13 protein-coding genes are annotated in these 15,611 nt (G+C 35.6%); 5 read left to right on the top strand and 8 right to left on the bottom strand.

Annotation, left to right across the window (positions count from 1 at the left end):
* Positions 1-2: 2 nt before the first annotated feature.
* Together DYQ05_RS00070 and DYQ05_RS00075 are read right to left on the bottom strand one after the other, a co-directional pair.
* Complete coding sequence (locus tag DYQ05_RS00070) at positions 3-2,009, bottom strand: DUF4139 domain-containing protein (RefSeq protein ID WP_206183607.1); 2,007 nt, start codon at positions 2,007-2,009, stop codon at positions 3-5.
* Between the two features lie 147 nt (positions 2,010-2,156).
* Positions 2,157-3,218 (bottom strand): adenylate/guanylate cyclase domain-containing protein, encoded by a 1,062-nt coding sequence (locus DYQ05_RS00075; RefSeq protein ID WP_024467607.1) that lies wholly within the window; start codon positions 3,216-3,218, stop codon positions 2,157-2,159.
* 195 nt (positions 3,219-3,413) lie between these two features.
* Here DYQ05_RS00075 and DYQ05_RS00080 point away from each other — a divergent pair, with 195 nt between their 5' ends.
* The 4 genes from DYQ05_RS00080 (at position 3,414) to murJ (ending at position 8,061) form a co-directional block, all read left to right on the top strand.
* Positions 3,414-4,547 carry an LptF/LptG family permease gene (locus tag DYQ05_RS00080; protein ID WP_206183608.1) on the top strand — a complete coding sequence of 378 codons (1,134 nt, stop codon included), beginning with the start codon at positions 3,414-3,416 and terminating at the stop codon, positions 4,545-4,547.
* The gene (locus DYQ05_RS00085; RefSeq protein ID WP_206183609.1) at positions 4,544-5,617 is read left to right on the top strand and encodes an LptF/LptG family permease; all 1,074 of its coding nucleotides are present in this window, start codon (positions 4,544-4,546) and stop codon (positions 5,615-5,617) included. Before DYQ05_RS00080 ends, DYQ05_RS00085 begins: the two co-directional genes overlap by 4 nt.
* 92 nt (positions 5,618-5,709) lie before the next feature.
* Positions 5,710-6,441 (top strand): adenylate/guanylate cyclase domain-containing protein, encoded by a 732-nt coding sequence (locus DYQ05_RS00090; protein ID WP_029410104.1) that lies wholly within the window; start codon positions 5,710-5,712, stop codon positions 6,439-6,441.
* A 6-nt stretch (positions 6,442-6,447) separates the two neighbouring features.
* Positions 6,448-8,061, top strand: coding sequence for a murein biosynthesis integral membrane protein MurJ (gene murJ / locus DYQ05_RS00095; RefSeq protein WP_206183610.1), 1,614 nt, complete (start codon positions 6,448-6,450; stop codon positions 8,059-8,061).
* A gap of 151 nt (positions 8,062-8,212) precedes the next feature.
* Here murJ and DYQ05_RS00100 read toward each other — a convergent pair whose 3' ends face one another.
* Positions 8,213-9,589, bottom strand: coding sequence for a sodium/glutamate symporter (locus DYQ05_RS00100; RefSeq protein ID WP_024465513.1), 1,377 nt, complete (start codon positions 9,587-9,589; stop codon positions 8,213-8,215).
* Positions 9,590-9,788: 199 nt separating this feature from the next.
* Here DYQ05_RS00100 and DYQ05_RS00105 point away from each other — a divergent pair, with 199 nt between their 5' ends.
* Positions 9,789-10,325, top strand: a complete 537-nt coding sequence (locus DYQ05_RS00105) for a hypothetical protein (RefSeq protein WP_206183611.1) — start codon at positions 9,789-9,791, stop codon at positions 10,323-10,325.
* A 223-nt stretch (positions 10,326-10,548) separates the two neighbouring features.
* On the opposite strand, the gene DYQ05_RS00110 is transcribed toward DYQ05_RS00105, so the two are convergent.
* The 5 genes from DYQ05_RS00110 to DYQ05_RS00130 all read right to left on the bottom strand — a co-directional run bounded on the left by DYQ05_RS00110 (position 10,549) and on the right by DYQ05_RS00130 (position 15,412).
* The gene (locus tag DYQ05_RS00110; RefSeq protein WP_024468954.1) at positions 10,549-11,661 is read right to left on the bottom strand and encodes an amidase domain-containing protein; all 1,113 of its coding nucleotides are present in this window, start codon (positions 11,659-11,661) and stop codon (positions 10,549-10,551) included.
* 2 nt (positions 11,662-11,663) lie between these two features.
* A complete protein-coding gene (locus DYQ05_RS00115) occupies positions 11,664-12,161 on the bottom strand; it encodes a hypothetical protein (RefSeq protein ID WP_020963829.1) in 498 nt (165 codons plus the stop codon).
* Between the two features lie 171 nt (positions 12,162-12,332).
* Positions 12,333-13,328 (bottom strand): tRNA (adenosine(37)-N6)-dimethylallyltransferase MiaA, encoded by a 996-nt coding sequence (gene miaA / locus DYQ05_RS00120; RefSeq protein ID WP_080658415.1) that lies wholly within the window; start codon positions 13,326-13,328, stop codon positions 12,333-12,335.
* A gap of 26 nt (positions 13,329-13,354) precedes the next feature.
* Positions 13,355-13,561 carry a DNA-directed RNA polymerase subunit omega gene (locus DYQ05_RS00125; RefSeq protein WP_020963831.1) on the bottom strand — a complete coding sequence of 69 codons (207 nt, stop codon included), beginning with the start codon at positions 13,559-13,561 and terminating at the stop codon, positions 13,355-13,357.
* Between the two features lie 237 nt (positions 13,562-13,798).
* The gene (locus DYQ05_RS00130) at positions 13,799-15,412 is read right to left on the bottom strand and encodes an ATP-binding protein (RefSeq protein ID WP_252723412.1); all 1,614 of its coding nucleotides are present in this window, start codon (positions 15,410-15,412) and stop codon (positions 13,799-13,801) included.
* Between the last annotated feature and the right edge of the window lie 199 nt (positions 15,413-15,611).

Genomic DNA, 15,611 nt, shown 5'->3' on the forward strand with positions numbered 1-15,611 from the left:
TTTTACAGGTTAATCTTTTTTAAGTATTCCTTAAAATTGTTTTCCTCCGTTTTAAGTTTTTTATTCGCTTCTTTGATTTTAACTTTTAATCCGTCCAAATCGTTTTCCAGTTTTAAAAGTTTGTCTAAAAATTCTTGTCCCTGACGGCTTTCGGAACCTACAGCTCCAAGATTTTTTCTTACACGGTCCTGCTCTTCGGAAAGCTGTTTAAATTCACTTTGCAAATTATTGTATTCGCTTTTTGCAAATGTAATTTTTTGTTTTTCTTTTATAATCTCTTCAAAAACCTTTCTCAATTTTTCCGGCATATCGGCATTGGAGGCTATCGAAATATATTCCGAATCGCTCATATTATAAACGGTATAAACGGATTCTTCAATTTTTTCTTCCTTCACGGTAAATTGTATTTTATTCCGTCCTTCCGCATAAACTTTAAAGCGGTATTTGTTTGCGGTTTTTTCCATTAAGTTTTCTTCGGTTAATAATTTAAAATCGTATCTTATAGGATGCTCTATAACCAAGGTCTTTTTTTGTTTTCCCGCATTTTTAACCGTATAAGCGGAATCTAAAATCGTTTTGTTTAAAACGGTTAAAACGCCTTCTACAATTTTTACCTTTTCAATATTATATACGGGCTTTTGTATCTTAAAGGCTTCGACTTCGATATCATCGCCGAAAGCGATTATACGTTTTTCACCTTCAGGTAAAAATTCCAAAAGCGCATCTCCTACATATTTTCCGTTATCGAAAACCGTAATGGGCCCGGGAGGCAGTTTTAACCCCGAAGTATTTTCAAAGCTGATACAAAGTTTAGGATTCACGGCAACCGTTCCCGGTATATTTGAAAATACCGAAAATTTTTCGGCAGGCATAGAAGAAAGAGATAAAGGAATCATTGTGCTTTTTTGTCTATCTAAAGTTATAGGTTTAGTCGGAGTAAACGCGAACATTTCACCTACACTGCTGTCGGTTTCAATTCGGTTTTCAAAATACTCGGCAGAATCGCCGTAAGATTCTTTATACTCTTCATCATATAAAGAAGCATTCGACTGTTCAAGCGCCATGTCCATTTCTTCGCTAAGTCTTCGTGCCGAACTTTTCGGAGCTTTCATGTCTTTCATTGACGATGAAAAGGTTTCAGCTTCCGCCGTTTGCGCAATAGCCAAGGGAATTTCAGGGCGATAAGTATAATACGGTTTATATAAATTTTGTTTAAAGCCTACGGGGCGGCCTGTCGTAAGAGTAAGTTTAATATCCTTCCAATCCAAATCGGTGGAGTTATCCACTATTGCCCATGCCTGAAAAGCAGCCGAATCGGTTCCCATATCTATGCGGTAAGAGGGCTTCCAAATAGGAGCTTCCATTATATACGATAAGCGAACCGTACGTTTCCCGGTTCCCCAGACGTTTACGGTAATTACTTTGCGGTTTTTCGCCGAGGCGTTTAAAATCAAATTAAGAGCTGTGTTTAAATCCGCATTTAATTTTTCATCGGTAAATTTAAAAGACTGAATATCGTTAAAAGAAACAAGACGAATGCCTTTTTCCGAAGCAAGCGAAATAAAAAAATCACCCTCCGAAGCCGCATTTTTAGTATCAACGCTTAAAATTTTACCCGTTATTTTATTCGGTGTAAGAATTTCGATTTCGGCTCCCTTTTGGGCTTTTAAAATATCGTAAATACTTGCAGATGAAAAAAGGTTTACTTTTAAACTTTCGAGGGCTTTTTGTAAAGTGTTTTCCGATTCATAATTTATATTCAGTTCTTTTGCGGCGGGGTCCATAAACACAAGCGATTTTAAAACATCATTTATTTGAGACGGAGAAAACGATAAATTAAGCTTTCCCTCTCCCGTTACCGCTCCTTCGTGCAAATAGTGTGCAACCCCGGAAGAGTAAAGCGTAACTTTTTTTAAAGGAATATCCTCTTCCCCGAAAAACCCCGAATTTTGTGCGGCAGCCGTAAGAGTACAGGCGGATGCGGCAAGTGCAAAAAAAATTTTTTTCATAACTTCCTCCATTATTTATAAACACAAGGTCTTTTTAAAAAGCAGGCTCCAAAACAAAGCCCGACACTTCTATGATATCACAGTTTTACTTAAAAACCAAGCGGGAGGATATTTTAAATATAAAGAAGCCTTACATAAAATTCAATTTTATTCTACTCGAACGTGATAAATAACCGATTCGTCTATTATCCCTTTAAACTTAATACGCTGTCTTTGGACAGTTTGGGTAATTGCGGAAATGGACTGCTTTATTCCGCTGTCTTGAAAAAGCTCTTCGGAAATAACAACCTCATTAGGTTTTGCGGCATTTTGAATACGGGCAGCCATATTAACCGTAGTACCGAAGTAATCCAGCCTGTTGTTTAACGTTACCACTATTGCAGGGCCTGAGTGAATTCCGATTTTTACCTCTATAGTTTCATTTTCAGGTTTACCCTTATATTTGGCTATAAGCTGTTTTTGAGCTTCAAGAGCCGCATCGACAGCCTTTTGAGGATTGACAAAAACGCCCATTACGGCATCTCCTATCGTTTTAACCGGAACGCCCTCAAATTCCTTAATTACATCAAACAGAATTTTAAAATGCTCCCTAACCAATCCGAAAGCCCTTACATCTCCGAGTTTGGAATACATATATGTCGAACCCTTAATATCCGTAAATAAGATTGCGGCTCTCATAATTTGAAGCGACTGGTCCGAAATGAGAACATCGGAGCCCATAAGGTCCCTATACATATTATTTTGAATTAAATCAATTCCTCTTATAATATTGGGATTAATCCATGTACGATAATTTCCGCTTGTAACATCTTCCATTATTTTTTTTAAATAATTTTCTTTTATGTAAGGCGGCAGTTGTTTTATATTGGGGTGAATGGAAAAGCAAACTTCAATGTTATCATCTAAGGTATTGGAAAAGGCTTTATTACATGCGGGGCAAAAATTCTCCGTTGTAGCTTCGTGCATAAATAAGGTTTCGTGAGCCACCCCTCCGCAGGCGGGGCAATGATATACCCAGTCAATGATAAAAAATCCGTCGCTTACGCCCTGTATAAAAATATTTAAGGCGGTTTCTCTGCTTAAATTCAAATTATCGGCCAAACCGTATACGTCAATATGAAATAGCCGTTCATCCGGCAACCCCGATAAAGCGGCGGCGACCTTATCTGCCGATACCTGTTCTTTTTGGTAGCGTAATTTTATGTCCATAGGATACCCTCCATAGTAAACTAACATATAATATATGCCGGCGGTTACAATTCGTCAATAGTATATGAAATAAATTTTATTGCATTTATTTAATCCGGAACATACCGTTTTTTTTAAATATTTTCATTTTTTACCATTATTGACGGTAACGGAGAAAAGGCGTATAATATTACTTTTAAAATAACAGCACGGATTATGGGAAAAATTCAGTTTAAAAACAAAATTATTTTTATGTATATCTTTAAAGAACTGCTTTTATATTTTGCAGTTTCTTTTTTATTTTTCTTTTTTATTTTCTTTGTAAACCAAATTCTTTTAATGGCTGAAGAAATCCTTTCAAAAAAAGCCCCCGTTAAAGATGTTTTGCTTTTGCTTTTTTATTCCCTCCCTTTTATAATAGCCACTACAGCCCCTTATGCTGCTCTTGTGGGAACCCTTATGTGTTTAGGCCGCTTTTCCGCGGATTATGAATTTATTTCTATGAATGCCTTAGGCATTTCTTCATCGTTTATTCTTATACCGGTATGCGCCGTAGGTCTTTTAATTTCGGTAGGCTCTTTTATTACAAACGATATATTAATTCCGTCCGGTACTATTAAATTTAATGAAGTGCTTTATAACATAGCTTCTTCAACTCCCGCCCTTGAGCTGGAATCTTATTCAATTAAAAGGAATGAAAATTCGGTAGTAGTTACTGGGTTAATAAAAGATAAGACAGTTCATAATCTTTTAATAATAGATTCAAGCCAAAAAGATGTAAAACGCTACTTATCCGCGGCAAAAACAAATGTCGAAAAGTCCAATGATACTGCAATCATTATGCAGCTTGAAATGCTGAACCCCAGACTGCTTAATTTGGACGCGAACGATGCTTCAAAATTCGATACGGTTTACGGAGAAAGCATTATTTACAATGTGCTTGCAAAAGATGTCGCCCCCAAGTTCATTTCCAGCGGCGGACCGGACAAAATGACATCGCGCGATTTAATAAAAGATATACGCGAAAAAAGGAGTAATCCCGATACCGACGAGCGGTATTTAAATATTTACGTTATGGAATTGCACAGAAAATTTGCAGTTCCTTTCGGAGCATTGTTTTTTGTTTTGCTTGCAGTTGCAATAAGCCGCTCCGGTAAAACTTACGACCAAAGCATAGGCTTTATCGTAGGTCTTTTAATTTCGGTTGCATATTGGGCATTTTTAATAGGCGGACAAATGCTGTGCCTTGAAGCCGATGTAAATATAAACGGGGCTTTCGTAATGTGGTTTCCCAATATTCTTTTGGCGGCGGTTACCGTAATACTTACAATAAGGCGGACATTTAAATGAAACTTATTCAACGCTATCTTTTACAATTATTTATACCCACGTTTATTGTTGCAATGTTGTTTTTTATCCTGCTGCTGCAATTGGGCGACTTATTTGCACACATTGTCGAATATCTGCAAAACGGTGCCGGAATGACGGATATTTTAAAACTGATGGCTTTATACATACCTAAATGTATTTCATACTCGGTACCGCTTGCAATTTTATTTGCAGGTTCTTATACAATGGGTAATCTTTATGTAAAAAACGAACTTACGTCAATTTTTTCCGCAGGTATTTCTCTGGGCAAATTTACCTTACCTATGCTTGCTTTCGGTTTTTTGCTTTCACTCGGAATGATTTTTTTTGAAGATAAAATCGTTATAAAATATTTTTTTGAAAAAACGAAACTTTCAAACCAGCTTTTAAAGAACGAAGAAAGTTTAAATTCTTCGGATATAGTAATTTTATCGGAACTTGGAAAAATAGTTTATCTTGCAGATTATTATAATGCCGTCGAAAAAACTTTATCTAACGTATCCATAGTTAAACGAGATGATAACGGCAATCTTTCATTGATAATAAAATCTCCTTATGCGGTTTGGAGCGAAAACGGTTGGAAAATGGATACGGTATCGGTATACACTTTTAATGAAAAAAACGAAGCGGCACACACTTCCGTATTTCCGGATAATTTAATTTTATCGGAACCGCCTGAAAATTTTCAACAAAACTTAAGCTCCGTAGATGAAATGACTATCGAAAATGCAAAAATATTTATTACAAACCTCAAAAAAAACGGGCTGCCGTATTATGAAGAACTTTCAAAATATTACCGGCGCTTTTCGTTTCCGTTTACTATTTTTATAGTACTGTTTTTTTCAATTTCGCTCGGAGGAAAATTTAAAAAGAATATCTTGCTTATGAGTATTTTATTCAGTTTAGGAATTGCAACTCTTTTTTATATCACCGAAATGATGACAATGATGTCGGCTAAATGGGAATATATTTCTCCGCTGGCGGGAGCATGGACCCCTATTTTAATATTTTTTATAATAAGCATTCTTTTGCTTAGAACCGCACGTACATAATATTTGAAATAAAATATTCATCTAAATAAATTCCCTAAGCATTTTCAATTTTACAGGTTGCTTTTTTTTTTATCCTTTGATATACTATGAATATGATTAGCTTAGATAACATTGAAAATTTAACGACGGCGGTATTCAGCGATGAAGTAATTGAAATAGATTCTTCAACTTTACAAGGTTTAAAAAAAATGCCGGTCGATATTTTCGATAATGTATATTTAGGTGAAGTCAAACCCGATGCCGTTATTCTTTGCATTGATATACGCGGCTTCAGCAATTTTTTTTGCGCTCATGATGAAAAAACCGTATTCTCGTTAATTACTTCGTTTACATCAAATTTTTTATCCTGTGTTAATCAGTTCGGATACAAGTGTTCATACTATAAACTTTTAGGCGACGGAGCTTTAGTTATTTGGGATAAAACGGATTCAGTTACTTTAAAAGAAGCTATTACGGTTTTTGAAACCTATAACGAGTTCCTTAAAGAAGAATTGTTCGCTCCGTATCCCGAACTGGGCTTGGGAGGAGCTCTTGTAATGGAGCAGGTTTATAAATATGAAATATCCGCCGAAACTTCGCAATTAAAATATAGAGATTATGTCGGCTACGGAATTAATTTAGTATGCCGTTTGCAAACTCTTGCCGACAAATCGGAGCTGTTATTGAATAAGAATCTTGCCGACCTTGGAGTTTTTACTACGGAAATAAAAAACTGTCCCGAGCGCATTGAAGATATTAAGCGTTTAAAAGGGGTTAAAAAGGAAGACCGCGAGAATCTTTATTTTTTTACGGGGATTAATCCATCCAATTCTTTCGGGATTTAAAGTTTTATGCAAAACACGTCAAATACAAGTTCAAGTAAATCTTTAATCAAAAGCGGCTCCAAACTTTCCGTATTGGTTTTAGCGTCCCGAATTTTAGGTCTTATACGTCAAATGACTATGTCTTCTTTTTTGGGAACTGGAGCTTTAGCCGATGCATTTACTACGGCATTTATGCTGCCGAATCTTTTTAGAAGACTTTTTGCGGAAAACAGCATAAACGTAGCCTTTATTCCCACTTTTAACGGTTATTTGGAAGAATATAATTCTGCTGAAAATAAAACTTACGCAAAAAAAGAAATTATCGAATTTTTAAATGCCGTTTTTACGCTCGTAAGTTTTGCCACAGCTTGTGTTGTAGTTTCAGGTATTATTTTAGCCCCGCTTATTATAAAATATTTTTTTAAAGGCCTTGCAGATTACGATTCGGCGGTTTTTTTAACCAGAATTATGTTTCCGTATTTATTTTTAATTTCGCTTGCGGCTTTTTTTCAAGGGATTTTAAACGGCGTTAAAATTTTTACGCCTTCGGGAATAACACCTATTCTATTTAACCTGTTGGTTATTTCATGCACATATATTTTTGCAAAACCGTTCGGTAACCCTGCAATTGCAATGGCTTACGGAGTTTTGCTCGGCGGCTTTGTTCAAGCCGTTTTTCAATTACCCTTCGTATTAAAAGCGGGTTTTATTTTTAAACCTGTAAATTTAAAAAAGACTTTTAAAAATAACGGGACAAAAAAAGTTTTGCGCCTGATAGGGCCTACAATAGTAGGCGTTGCGGCTTATCAAATCAACGACGTAGTTTCAACCTCTCTTGCAGCGGCTTCGGGACTCGGAATCGCTTCAAGTTTACAATATTCGCTTAGACTTCAAGAACTGCTATTAGGTGTTTTTGCGGTTTCAATCGGAACGGTAATTTTACCGGACCTTTCGGGACTGGCCGCTAAAAAAAATTGGCAGGCATTTCAAGAGCTGTTACTTAACTCCATAAAAATTATAGCTTTAATTACAATCCCCGCAACATTTTTTTCTCTTTGCTCGGGAGAACATCTTATTACCCTTATTTATAAAAGCAAAAAATTCGATTCGGCTTCGGTAAATTTAACTTTAGGAATATTCAAATTCCACATTGCAGGACTTTTTGCAATTGCCGCAAACAGAATTATAGCACCCGCTTTTTATGCGCTGAACGACTCAAAATCTCCGACATTGGCGGGAATAATTTGTTTCGGAGTAAATATTTTGCTTGCCTTTACTCTGCGGTACGGTATGGGCGGAAACGGTCTTGCTCTTGCCCTGACACTCGCAAGTTTTGCAAATACGGTAATTCTATTTATCTTTCTTCATAAAAAAAGAAATTTAAATATGCTTAATTTAATTTTGCAATCGTTTAAATTTATTTTTAAAATGATTGCTTTTTCAATCCTTGCTTCTTTACCGCTTTATTTTTTCGGAGAAAAAATTTATGCGCCGTTTTCCGGTTTTAATAAACTGATTGCACAAGGGCTTCCTCTTTTTATTTCATTTATTATTTTTACATCAATAGGTTTTATACTTTTACTTACAACAAAAGATAAAACCGCTAATGTAATTTTACAAAAATTGTTAAAAAGAAAATAGAGTACAGTATTTATTTTATCCGTAAAGCTGTTTTTATTTTGCTGTTATAATAATCGATTCGGCACAAAATATACGGTAATTGTAAATAAAACCTTAAAAAGAAGTTAAGACTCCGCCGAAAATTAAACTTTCGGCGGAGTTCTTTAAATATTTATTTTACCAATCCTATAGTTATACCGATTATCATAACATTAAAAAAATCAATAAAAAGAGAGCCTACAATAGGGACAACAAAAAAAGCAATTTTAGAAAACCCGTATTTTTCGCAAATCGAACCCATATTTGCCATAGCATTCGGAGTTGCCGCAAAGCCGAAACCTACGTGTCCCGCAGTAATTATTGCCGCATCATAATCTTTACCCATTAAATTAAAAGTAACAAATCTTGCATACAAATACATTACCAAAACTTGCGCGCTTAAAATAATTAAAAGAGGTATTGCCAAACTTACCAGCTGCCATAATTTTAAAGAAACTAAAGCCATTGCCAAAAACATATTCAGTGAAATATTTCCGAGTGCATCAATTTCGTCCATATTCAGTTTGAATTTTTTCGTGGAATCGGCAAGATTGCGGATAGCGGCGGCACAAATCATTGCACCTATATAAATCGGGAATTTAAACTTCGGTGAAACGGAATTAAAAAAATTCGTTAAAAATATTCCGAAGCCGCAGGCAAGAACTAAAAGCATAAACGAAGCTAAAAGTTTTTCGCTGCTTAAGTGCTTTTCGGTTTTTGTCGTGGAATTATCCACCTCGCTTTTAGGTGAAACTTGATGGATAACTTCTTCCCGCACGGCTATAACCTCCTGCATTCCTTCCCTTATACCTTTCATCGGATTAAAAAATAAGCGTTTAAAAAAATTGGGTTTTACGGATTGAATTTCTTTTACAACTTTCGTAGTTTTAATAATATTTCCGGCTTTATCGAAACGAATACTTTCATTGGAAGGCATAGATGATAATCCGTATTTCTTTATTAACCCGTTTCCTATAGGCCCTCCCATAACGGAACTTATTATGGAACCGAAGGTGGGCACCGCTACCGCAAGGGATAAGGCTCCCAACGTGTTATCCGGGTCAACAATAGGAGCAAAAGAAGCTGCCGTCCCGAAGCCGCCCGTAAATGATGTTGAACCCAACATTACAGCTAAAAGCGGGTTAAAGTTTATCAGATGAGCTATCCCCTGAGCGACAACATTTTGCAGCACGGCAAAAACCACCGCAACACCCAAAAAGACAAACACTTTTTTCCCGCCTTCCCTTAAAATTGAAAACCCTGCATTGTATCCTACGGATGTAAAAAACATAACCATCCAGTAGGTTTGCAGGGTTGTATCAAATTCGAAATCGAGTATTTTTGCCGCATGGCATATCAAAGATATAAGGGCAAACAAAAACCCGCCCACAATCGGGGCAGGAATGCAATACCTTTGAAAAAACTCGATTTTACTCTTTAGAAATCGTCCGACAATCAACCAAGCGATTGCAAAGCCGAGCGACTGGTACATATTCATATGAATGACCATAATCCTCTCCTTCTGCGTGCGTCTAACGCAATTCGGATGCACGGTGAGTATAAGTCAATTCATAAAAGATGTCAATAGTTTTAAAAAAGAGTATCAAGATACCAGAAAAAATACCTTGACTAAAAATATAAAATAAAGTATCTTTTTCACCGGATATTTTATAAAAATGAAAAATAATATTTTTGTAAGGAGATTACCTATGAAAAAATTTATTATCGGTTTTATTGTATTTTCGGTACTGTTCGCAGGCTGTAATCAAGGCAAACAAAACCCGACAAAGTCCGGAGGCTCCGGAACAAATCCGGGAAGTACTTCTGCCCCCCCCCCTACGTCAAACGAGCAAACCGAACCTTTAGTTTTAAATCTTAATTGGGCGGCTGAAGCGGAGATAACTATTACCGACGGTAAACGTAATTTCAAATTTAAAATAAGCGACCAAAATAAATATCTTACCGTTTCCAATAAAGACGACCCCAATGACTATGGAGAAGTTTTTGAAATGCAATGGTACCCTGAAAATAAAAAGATTAGCAGCCCGGATAACAGCGATGCGGAATTTGAAATTACTTTTACGGAAACCCCCTTACCCGTATCGGTAAAAGACCCCAAACCATGGAAGGCAAAACTGAATGTTTTAAAAGAAGAAAGCAGAATATGCACAAAGCATAAATTTAAAAAGGGAGAGCAAGAAGTAATTTTTACCGTAACCTATAATAAAGATTTTGTAAAACAATAGGCAAAAAAAAGGGGCGGCAAGCGCATTCAGGCTTGTCGCCCTTTTCGATTGCCTGTGCATTTTTTTAACCTTTTCCGCATAATTCCCTTTACTTTAAAATTATCTTATCGGAACAAATTATAGTAAATTATAAAAAATTATCGGTACAGGTCCCCTTTTTAAAAACCGTACCCAAGTTTCGGAAAAGTTTCCGTTTTACAATATCAAAAACCTGTAAATTAAGCTAATTATTGGGTGTTAAATACATAGCTTCACTTTCATTTAAATGCGGGAACGAAACTCTTTTACGGTCATTAGTATGTCCGTTAAACAAAACCGTTATGCTGTCATTGGAGGTTACAAATACAACATGAGATTCCTTTATTAAACAAATAAAACCTCCCGCACTTAATCCCGAATAATTTGTTTGCGAAAAAATATTTTTCTTTTGCATATAAGTCGTTAAACCGCTTATATCGTGATATTTGGGACTTCCCGTACGTATCCAATAAAAGCTTTCGGGAAACCACGTTTTTGTCGGCCGTATCCCTCCTGCATAAATACACTGCGAAACAAAATTAGCGCAATCGTTTTCGTACTTTTTATATTTTTGATTCCAAACATTTTCATTTTTAGCCTTATTAAGCGGGTTTGATGTATACTTATCGGCATATTTAACGGCGGCGGTATTATCATATTCTATTTTGTCCCGCATATTTGAAACATATGAAATTATAAAACCGTATCCGTCTTTAATCATTTCGGAATCGCTTAAAGGCTTTAACCTCATTGCGGAAATTTCCGAATGATATGTCGCAATTTTTACTTTCGCATTTTCAAAATTATTTTCTTCCGAAAAAACAACTTTAAAAATATTGTTTTCAATTTGCGGTAATCCGATATATTTTTTTAATTCTGTTATGCGTTTATTATAAATCCGTTTTGCTTCTTTTATTCCGTTTAATTTATTAACGGCCTGCTCCATACCGATTACAAACGGCAGTTGAAATACCGAGCCGTATTTTAATTTTTTTTCTATAGTAACAAAATAATATTTTGAAGAGCCGTCATATTCAATATCCTCATCATCGGGGATATAATCGTATACATAAACATTTTGAATGTCATAATGCTCGGAATAAAGGTCTTGCATAAAATTTATAAAGAATAATTCTTCGGCCGTATTTCTTTTTAGCGGAGAAGGCGTTGAATTTTCATCATCACCGCTAAGCCCTCCGTCTATTTTTTTATGTTTATTTATTACGGAATAAATTTGAAAAACGGCGACAATCCAAAGAAAAGCGATAAATAAAATAAAAGTTAATTTGAGACGGCCTGTTTTTTTCTTTTTTTTCATAACTACATTTCTTTATGTAATGTATGAAAGGTCTTCATACTTTCATCAAACACATCTTCTATCTCTTCAGGTTCATCGGCTAAACAGGAACACGTAAATAAAAAGCAAACATTATCTATTTTAAAAATATAAAGATACTGTTTAAGCAAAAGATTTTCATAAACCGTTTCAAAAACTATTTTTTTTGCTTCCGCATTATAATCATTACCGAATTCTTCTTCTTTTAATATTTCCGAATTTAAAATATTTTTTTTCGCTTCTTCTACATATTCTTCAAGAGTTCCCGAATATTTTTCGCGCACTGCGGAAATATTTTGTGTAAAATTTTCAATTGTTAAACCGGCGGCAAGTTTATATTGGGCTCCGCTTACATTTACGGCGGTCCACCCGTCGGGCATTATAAAGGTAAAATTCCCCGATTTATCGGTACAGCTGTTTTGCGCCGAAGCTGCGGCAAAAAATAATGTGCAAAATAAAACCGCTATAAACATTTTTTTCATATTAAATTCTCCGAGTTATATAAAATCTCTCAAGTTATAAATACGCTTTTACTATACAAAAGCGCAGCATTATTGTCAACCCGCTTTTAAAACCGCCTGAACCGCCTTACGTATTATCTAACTGAAGTTTTAGGTTACAATTTTTTTTGATAAAAAATTTACAACCTGAAATCAATTTTTAAAATGCTTTTTATAAAAACACAAAATATCATTGTAAAGTTTAAAAAGCGAACTTGCATTTTCGACATTATAATGACTTACCCCTGAAAGAGCTTTAAAAAAAGTTTCTTGGCGTTTTGCATAGTGTTTTGTATTTTGTTTTATCGAATTTACAATTTCGGGTATTTCACTTTCCCGTTTAAGCTTATGTTCCGCGGTAAAAAATTCGCGGTACCCTATAGCCTTTAATGCGGGACTTTCGCTTGTATATCCTGCAGCATAAAGATTTTTTACCTCATCAATAAGCCCTTCCGCAATCATTTCGTCTACGCGTTTTTCAATTTTTCCGTAAAGAACTTCTCTGGGGCGGTCAATGCTTACCGTAAAAAAATCGTATTTTTTTCTATAAGTATCCGGCAGATGAAACGTACTTAAAGGTTTTCCCGACGAAGCATAAACTTCCAAAGCTCTTATAATTCTGTATTCGTCATTGGGGTGAAGCCTCTCCGCCGATGCCGGGTCAATTTTTTTCAGTTCTTCCAAAAGAATTTTCGCCCCTTCTTTTTTTGCTCTTTTTTGCAAAGCCTCACGGACGGCGGGGTCCGCTTTAGGCGTTACGGGAAGCCCGTACATAAAATTCTTTAAAAAAAATGCGGTGCCCCCCAACAAAACCGGCAATTTTCCACGCTCAAAAATTTGAAGACAAAGTTTATCGGCTTCGGAAACAAAATCGGCTGCGGAAAATTCTTCATCAGGTTCTTTAACGGCTATTAAATGGTGAGGTAAATCGGCTAAGATTTCTTCCGAAGGACGGGCAGAGCCTATTCTTAAATATTTGTAAACTTGAACCGAATCCGCACTTATAATTTCCGCACAGCCTGAAAGCTCGGAAGCAGCTTCGTTATCGGAGAAATTTTTAGAATGTTTATAAGAAAATATTTCAGATGATATGCCGGTTTTTCCCGAAGCGGTTGCTCCGAAAAAGACAAGCACCGGTATAGGTGGAATTCCCTGCAATTTTAAAACGGCAGAAGTTAATTATGGTCCGGGTGATATTCAACCTGATAATTAACTTCTCCTGTGAAAATCTGCTTTGCGCCCAAAGATACCATCTTATCGCTGCTTCTCTCGGAATCCGGCTCTTGGATTTTTGCAAGCTGATATGCTCTTCTTGTAGAAGCACAGGTAATTTCGTAAATATTATCATCAAATTCGATTAGTTCTTTTAATGGAAAAATCATTTTATCATTATATCCTTTATTATTAAAAAAGTCAAGATATCACACTTCCTCTTATTGTCTTTTTTAAATTTTATTGAATTTTTTTAATTTTTTTTCTTTGTTTGTTCTCTAGGTGAAATTGTAAATGCCGTAACTCAACAGAATCCGACACCTTTTTGTTATAGCCTGAAGTATCATACATTTTTTTTCACTTTATTACAGTTTGTAAGAAGGTTTTAATCCGAAAGATTTTGAGCTTTATACCGTTTCGCTTATCCACTCTTTTACGGTTTTTTCTTCCGCATTAAAGCTGACACCTATAAGCACTATCTTTTTATGGTCGGCCTTATACCTTTCGGCATAGTTTTTTTCTTTTATTTGCTTTAAGGCCTCTTCCGCATCTTCTTTTAACTTAAACTCAAAGATGTAAATTGCCTTTTCGGTTTTTACAAGGCAGTCGGTTCTTCCTGTAGATGAAGGAGTTTCTACTTCGACAAACTGCCCCATCAAAGCAAAAACCAAGTAAACGCAGACTTGAAAATTATGCTCCCTCAATGTAACGCTTTCATTGCCGTCTTTCTTTTCTGTGCCGTAAGGGATACTCGCCATTATCGACTTTAACCTTTGCATAAACTCATCTACCTTTCCCGCTCTTAAATCCTTTGTAAACTGCACCACATTAAAAGAGGTATTGGTAAAGCTTATATTTGAATATTCGGGTAAAAGATTATATAAAAAACCGTAACGCACTTCTTCATTAGGAAAGCCAAGTCTATACATCTTATATTCTTTATCATAGCCTTTTATTGTTAAGTAACCCGATTGAAACAGTACGGGTATAACCGAATCCACACCTACCCTGTAATCGGATAGAAAGGCCGAACTCATTTCCACATTTCCGTCCAAGTCGGGAATGTTGTAGTCGGCCCTTTTTAATTCGTTTACCAAAAAGGTCGGAGTACCGGTTGCAAACCAATAGTCTTCAAATCGTTTTGAAAAAAAGACATTGAGCAGACTGAATGGGTTATACATTGTTTTCGTTCCGTAAGAAAAACAATAACCGTCATATTTTTTCTTTAAACTTGCAATACAATCTTCATAGTTTAATTCGTTTCTTTCGGCTAGGGCTTCTATTTCGGGGCGGAAGGTTTTTACTAATTCTTCTTGACTTATTCCGCAAATAGCTGAGAACTCAGGGTTTAGACTTATATCGTTTAGATTGTTTAAATCGCTGAAAATGCTTACCTTGCTGAATTTGGTAACTCCCGTTAAAAAGGCAAAGCGTACATATTGGTCGCTGCTTTTTAATACGGAATAAAAGGCCTTTAAGACAGCCTTGTATTCTGCGTTTAACTCTTCGTTTACTCCCATTGTTTGAAGAAGAGGCTTATCGTATTCGTCGATTAGTATAACTACCTGCTTGCCTGTTTTTTCATATGCCCTTTTTATGATGCCTTCAAAACGTTTTTCAAAATTATTTTCAAGCTCATTTGCTCCATATTTTTTTTCAAGTTCCGACAAAAAAATATTAAAATTCGTGTTTAGAGTTTCTATACAATCATACTTGCCTATATTAAAATCCAAATGTAAAATCGGATATTCCTGCCAGATTTCTCTTTTTTCTTTTTCGGCTTCTTCAAGTTTTTCGATTGCCAGACCTTCAAACAATTCTTTTTGACCTAAAAAGTAGGCTTCCAATGTTGAAAGAAAAAGACTCTTCCCGAAACGGCGCGGGCGGCTTAAAAAGTAAACCTTACTTACACCGGCAAGACGGAAAACATATTCCGTTTTATCGACATAGAGGAATTCTTTTTCTCTTAAATCTTTAAAACTCTGTACGCCGATAGGCAGTTTTCTACTTAAATCAATCATAGCTATTAGTTTATCATAAGGATTGAGAGCTTGTCAATTATACGCATTTTCCATTTTACGCAAATCAAAAATGGGCAAAAAGCGAACCGATTTCCGCAGGATGAATTTATATCTTTAAAATCGCTTTAATTTCTTGATATTTACTGTTTAATTCCCATATTGACCATTCAGTAAAAAAAATGTATTATTTGAAGATCGA

Origin of the sequence: Treponema pedis (assembly GCF_017161325.1) — a bacterium.
Taxonomy (GTDB): domain Bacteria; phylum Spirochaetota; class Spirochaetia; order Treponematales; family Treponemataceae; genus Treponema_B; species Treponema_B pedis.

Excerpts from the sequence above, each read along its gene's own strand:
- DYQ05_RS00085 (WP_206183609.1), top strand. The coding sequence starts at position 4,544 with ATGAAACTTATTCAACGCTATCTTTTACAATTATTTATACCCACGTTT.
- DYQ05_RS00090 (WP_029410104.1), top strand. The coding sequence starts at position 5,710 with ATGATTAGCTTAGATAACATTGAAAATTTAACGACGGCGGTATTCAGC.
- DYQ05_RS00115 (WP_020963829.1), bottom strand. The coding sequence starts at position 12,161 with ATGAAAAAAATGTTTATAGCGGTTTTATTTTGCACATTATTTTTTGCC.
- DYQ05_RS00075 (WP_024467607.1), bottom strand. The coding sequence starts at position 3,218 with ATGGACATAAAATTACGCTACCAAAAAGAACAGGTATCGGCAGATAAG.
- DYQ05_RS00110 (WP_024468954.1), bottom strand. The coding sequence starts at position 11,661 with ATGAAAAAAAAGAAAAAAACAGGCCGTCTCAAATTAACTTTTATTTTA.
- DYQ05_RS00080 (WP_206183608.1), top strand. The coding sequence starts at position 3,414 with ATGGGAAAAATTCAGTTTAAAAACAAAATTATTTTTATGTATATCTTT.
- murJ (WP_206183610.1), top strand. The coding sequence starts at position 6,448 with ATGCAAAACACGTCAAATACAAGTTCAAGTAAATCTTTAATCAAAAGC.
- DYQ05_RS00105 (WP_206183611.1), top strand. The coding sequence starts at position 9,789 with ATGAAAAAATTTATTATCGGTTTTATTGTATTTTCGGTACTGTTCGCA.
- DYQ05_RS00100 (WP_024465513.1), bottom strand. The coding sequence starts at position 9,589 with ATGGTCATTCATATGAATATGTACCAGTCGCTCGGCTTTGCAATCGCT.
- DYQ05_RS00070 (WP_206183607.1), bottom strand. The coding sequence starts at position 2,009 with ATGAAAAAAATTTTTTTTGCACTTGCCGCATCCGCCTGTACTCTTACG.
- DYQ05_RS00125 (WP_020963831.1), bottom strand. The coding sequence starts at position 13,561 with ATGATTTTTCCATTAAAAGAACTAATCGAATTTGATGATAATATTTAC.
- DYQ05_RS00130 (WP_252723412.1), bottom strand. The coding sequence starts at position 15,412 with ATGATTGATTTAAGTAGAAAACTGCCTATCGGCGTACAGAGTTTTAAA.